The organism is bacterium endosymbiont of Bathymodiolus sp. 5 South, assembly GCF_900128535.1.
Lineage (GTDB): Bacteria > Pseudomonadota > Gammaproteobacteria > PS1 > Pseudothioglobaceae > Thiodubiliella.
Genome location: NZ_FQTR01000147.1, coordinates 1 through 4047, shown reverse-complemented (window position 1 = coordinate 4047; position 4047 = coordinate 1). Strand labels below are relative to the sequence as shown.

The following is a 4047-nucleotide window of genomic DNA, read 5'->3' as shown; positions in this document are numbered from 1 at the left end:
GTGAGTGCTTTTTAAAAATCAGGATCAACATATAAGGAGACCTTTGCATAAATAGGAACAATCATCAAAAACCCACTTTTCACCCACTTGGCGATTTTTTAAACCCAACCTTAGCTCTGCTAGGACAAGGTTTAAAGAAATCACCAATTGGGCAAAAATTGGATTTTGCCAATCATCCCTATTTATGCAAAGGTCTCATAAGGTTAGTATTTGGCGTTAGTAATATCTTAAATTCACATCATAAGTGCAACACTCGTTAGTTGATCAAAAGGGTATATTAACCCCTCTTTAATCTGACAAAAAAAGGAGTAACACATGAAAAAATACACACAATTGACCTATGAACAAAGATACTCTATTCATCTACTAAATAAGGATACAGTCAAACTTTTATTACCAAATCAATGGGCAGCAAGCGTTTTTAGAGCATTGTCTCGTAATACTGGAAAAAGAGGTTATCGACACAATCTCTCATAAATATTTAAATTAAAAAAAGCTCTAATAATTATGAACACTCTAGAATTTTATCAGCAAACTTATACCTACGACATAGGCAACAACCTGACCGCCCTATCACACCAAGCAAACAGCAACACATGGCAACAAACCCTCGCCATCCACCCAAACAACAACCGTGGCACTGAAACTCAGCAATCCACCAGCGACTTTGATGCCAACGGCAACCTATTAACCCTTAACAACATTGGCACTCTAGATTGGCACTACAACAACACCCTTAACCAACTCACTAAAGCCAACAAAACCAACATCATAGAACACTATGTTTATGATTACCAAGGCAATCGAGCCCGCACTGTGGTTGAATCTGACCACCAAGCACAAAGCAAAAGAGACTATCTGCCGTCACTAGACATCTCAATTAACCAAGCAAAACAACAAAGTACCACCCTGCACATTGGCACCCACATCCTCAGCGAAACTACAGAAAGCAACACCCAAACCCACTATCAACTCACCAGCCACCTACAATCCAATACTTTAGAGTTGGACGACAAAGCCCAAACCCTTAGTTACGAACATTACTACCCCTATGGCGGCACTGCCATCATCGCTAGCAAAGACAAAACCCAAGCTCAACAAAAACGCTACCGCTACACGGATAAAGAAAGAGACGATAGTAATGGTTTATGCTACTACGGTGCCAGATACCTAGCCCCTTGGCTAGCAAGATGGATAAGTCCCGATTCAGCAGGTGTGGTTGATGGTTTAAATTTGTATGCTTATGTGAGCAATAATCCACTTAAATATAGAGATTTGACAGGACATGTTAAGACGATAGCTGGGCAAAAAAATATAGAGGAAGGGGCTGTCAGTAGAATGAATAATGTATTGGCTGAACTATTAAACCTTAAAAAATATACGAAGACAAAGGAGGAGGCATCACTTGATTTAAAAATTGAAAAAACCAAGGTCATGCAACAAGCAATTTTGCAATTAGATATTTTTAAAAAACTGGGTGCATTGCAATCTTCTAGTCGATTTATTGATGCGGGAGCCTGTAATAATGAAGTAGAGGAAAAGATAGGGAAATTACGAAATGATGTAGAAAAGTATATTCCTAGCAGAACAATTTTTAATATTCGTGCCATTATTCAGTTTAGTTTAAGCGATAAATATAAAGATTTAGTCTTTAACAAACATAAAGTTGCTAATTGTGCAGAATGTTCTGCGATTATGCTGGGTGAATTAAGTAAAAAATATCTTGATATGACGGTAGAACTTATATCAAGTCCACAAGCCAATCATGCTTTCAACTTGATTAATCGTGATCAATCAACCTCTATATTTAAACCTGAAGAATGGAATGAGGATGTTTTAGTGGTAGACGCTTGGTTGAGAACCGTTCACACGAAAAAAGAGTTTATTTTTGAAAATTTCCGATTAAACTATTACAGTCTTGGCGTTAACACTAACAACGAGATTCATCATACAACAAAATATGCTGATCACGGGATGAATTATCGTATATTCAAAGAATTTGATGTCACATCAGAAGTTACTATGTTATAACCTATTTCTCTAATCTAAGAGACCTTTGCATAAATAGGAATGATTAGCAAAATCCAATTTTTGCCCAATGGGTAATTTCTTTAAACCTTGTCCTAGCAGGGCTAAGGCTGGGTTTAAAAAATCGCCAAGTGGGTGAAAAGTGGGTTTCTGATGATTGTTCCTATTTATGCAAAGGTCTCCACTGAATAAAAAAACTTTATTTTACGCAAACCATGTCTTGTTTGTTTGTAAAATGATTCTATGCTAAATACCATAAAAGAAGATTTACCTCAATACGATTTTCTTTCCGAAACAACTTCCAATGGCTTACACTGGACAGAAAGAGAATTAGAAAATCCAAAAAATAAAATTAGATTGGCGACAATGTTTTCAGGTATTAGTGCAATTGAATATGCATTAAAGAGATTAAAGATTTCTAATGAAATTGTTTTTGCTAGTGATAATGATAAATTTGTTAAAGAAAGTTATTATGCTAACTATGAAATTGATGATGAACGATGGTATGACGATGTTAAGGATATTGATGGTAAAAAATACCTTAACAAAATAGATCTGTTAGTAGGTGGTAGTCCTTGTCAATCTTTTTCTATGATTGGAAAAAGAAAGGGTTTTAAGGACACTAGGGGGACATTATTTTATGACTTTGCTAGAGTTATAAAAGAGAGTCGGCCAAAAGTCTTTATTTATGAAAATGTAAAAGGACTCACAAATCATGATAAAGGCAATACCTTTGAAACAATGAAAGCCACATTTGATGAACTTGGATATAAATATTTTTATAAAACATTAAACTCTAAAGATTACGGTATACCGCAACACAGGCAAAGAATATTTGTCATAGGTTTTAAAGGTAAAAGTGTTAATTTTGACTTTCCAGAGCCAATACCTCTACAAAATTCAATGCAAGATTTTTTAGAAGATTACATTGAAAGCAAATACTATTTAAAAGAAAAAGGTGTTAAATTCGTCACAAGTTTCAAGAATAGAAAAAAAAGATACACGCAAATTAATGGAAATATCGCAATCTGTCAAAAAGCTAACCAGCAATTTAACTGGCACGGTGATTTCGTTTTTGAAGATATAGAAAATGCTGAATTCAATGAGAGACCTTTGCATAAATATGAATAATCATCAAAACGCCATTTTTCACCAACTTGACAATTTTATAAAACACAGCCATAGCTTTGCTATGACTATATTTCATAAAATCACCAAGTCGGCAAAACTTGTCATTTTGCTAATCATCCCTACTTATGCAAAAGTCTCACAAAAATAAAACAACAAAACCAATCAAACCTTGCTTTGCCAGTTTTAGTTGCTGGTTATCTAGATTACGATATACTGGGCGAATAAATCACACACTAAGCCTAATTATCTTTTTGAATCCAATTATGTCTTAGATCATCTCCATTCATAGCATTACCTACTGTTGTTACGCCATTAAATATAACTACAGCAGTGTCTTCTGCAACTTCAACTACAAAATCAGCCGTATCTTCTGCGGCATTAACTGTAAAATCAGCCACATCATCGGCTGCTCCAGCTATACCATTACCTATATCGTCGAAAATCCCTGCATTTACAAACCCCATTGTTGTTACTAGCATAATTGCTAATATACTTTTGTTTTTCATAATTTTCCCCATGATTACGCCAAAATTGGCACCTAAAAACCCCGAATTAACGGGGCTAAATTTGCCTTATTTTTAGTTGCTGGCTATTTAGATGACAATGTGCTGGGCGAATAAATCACACGCTAAGCCTAATTATCTTTTTGAATCCAATTATCTCTTAGTTTCTCGCCATTTGCAAGATTACCTACTGTTGTTAAGCCATTAAATATAACTATAGAAACATCTCCTGCGGCATCAACTGTAGCGTCAGCCGCATCAACTGTAAAATCAGCCACATCATCGGCTGCCCCAGCTATACCATTACCTATATCGTCGAAAAACCCTGCGTTTGCAAACCCCATTGTTACTGCTAGCGTAATTGCTAATATATTTTTATTTTTCA

The 4047-nt window shown here is 35.4% G+C and carries 5 protein-coding genes and 1 pseudogene; 4 read left to right on the top strand and 2 right to left on the bottom strand.

Annotated elements, in window-relative coordinates:
* Nucleotides 1-315: 315 nt before the first annotated feature.
* The 4 genes from BBROOKSOX_RS09280 (at nt 316) to BBROOKSOX_RS09265 (ending at nt 3307) form a co-directional block, all read left to right on the top strand.
* Entirely contained in the window at nt 316-477 is a 162-nt protein-coding gene (locus BBROOKSOX_RS09280) for a hypothetical protein (RefSeq protein WP_180323955.1), read from the top strand.
* Between the two features lie 30 nt (nt 478-507).
* Nucleotides 508-2031 carry an RHS repeat domain-containing protein gene (locus tag BBROOKSOX_RS09275; protein ID WP_139661312.1) on the top strand — a complete coding sequence of 508 codons (1524 nt, stop codon included), beginning with the start codon at nt 508-510 and terminating at the stop codon, nt 2029-2031.
* A gap of 240 nt (nt 2032-2271) precedes the next feature.
* Nucleotides 2272-3159: a DNA cytosine methyltransferase gene (locus BBROOKSOX_RS09270; protein WP_139661310.1), complete on the top strand. Its 888-nt coding sequence runs from the start codon at nt 2272-2274 to the stop codon at nt 3157-3159.
* Nucleotides 3152-3307 carry a hypothetical protein gene (locus tag BBROOKSOX_RS09265; RefSeq protein WP_180323954.1) on the top strand — a complete coding sequence of 52 codons (156 nt, stop codon included), beginning with the start codon at nt 3152-3154 and terminating at the stop codon, nt 3305-3307. Before BBROOKSOX_RS09270 ends, BBROOKSOX_RS09265 begins: the two co-directional genes overlap by 8 nt.
* Before the next feature lie 91 nt (nt 3308-3398).
* Here the strand turns inward: BBROOKSOX_RS09265 and BBROOKSOX_RS09260 are convergent, their stop codons facing one another.
* Nucleotides 3399-3665: a hypothetical protein gene (locus BBROOKSOX_RS09260; protein ID WP_139661307.1), complete on the bottom strand. Its 267-nt coding sequence runs from the start codon at nt 3663-3665 to the stop codon at nt 3399-3401.
* A gap of 128 nt (nt 3666-3793) precedes the next feature.
* A pseudogene (locus BBROOKSOX_RS09255) lies at nt 3794-4047 on the bottom strand (hypothetical protein); the annotation flags it as partial.